Source organism: Ruegeria sp. CF5, assembly GCF_056537325.1.
The window spans coordinates 1-720 of record NZ_JBQFRI010000032.1 but is presented as its reverse complement, the minus strand read 5'-3'; the positions used below and the strand labels follow the sequence as shown (position 1 = coordinate 720).

The 720-nt window shown below is 52.1% G+C and carries 1 protein-coding gene; it reads right to left on the bottom strand.

Translation table 11 applies throughout. The annotated features are described in order from the left end of the window. Positions 1 to 53: 53 nt before the first annotated feature. The coding region (locus tag ACR0NW_RS23980) for an IS6 family transposase (RefSeq protein ID WP_480791962.1) at positions 54 to 720 on the bottom strand (667 nt) is incomplete at its 5' end.

The window sequence follows — 720 nt, the reverse complement described above, 5'->3', positions numbered from 1 at the left end:
GGTTCTGTCGCAAACTTTTAGATGGCAGAGCATCAGTGGAATTGGTGGGCGGTTTACGCCACCAGTTCGGCGAACTGCTGAAACGGACGGAGTCCAGGCGTGAATTGACCTTTGCGGATCATGTTGACCAGTTCTATGCCTGCTAGGACAGATGCGGCTGATGCGAGAGATTTGAATCCCAGCATGGGTCTGATCCGTCGTTTGATGAATCGATGGTCTTGTTCAATGATGTTATTGAGGTATTTCCGCCTGACCATTTCGATCGGGATCGGGCAGCCATAGCTTTTGAGCATCTTGTTGATGGCCTTGATGCCAGCAGTGTTGGCCCCGCTTTTGTCGATGACAATCTTGCGCGGTAAACCGTTCACCTCAAGCGCAAGAGCGAAGAACTTCGTCGCAGCAGCTTTATTCCGGCGCTCGGACAACATAAAATCTAGTGTCTTGCCGCGCTTATCGATGGCCCGATAAAGATAAACCCATTCACCCTTCACTTTCACATATGTCTCATCCATGCGCCATGAACGGTCTGCGGGGCGCTTTCTATACCGCGCTGCTTCAGCAATGAGACCTGCATATCGGCTGACCCAGCGGTTTAGCGTTGCATGATCCAGATCAACGCCACGTTCCGCCATGATTTCTTCCAGATCCCGGTATGACACGCCGTAGCGCAGGTAGAAGAAAACCGCGTGCAAGATCACGTCCTTCGGAAAATGCGTGCCC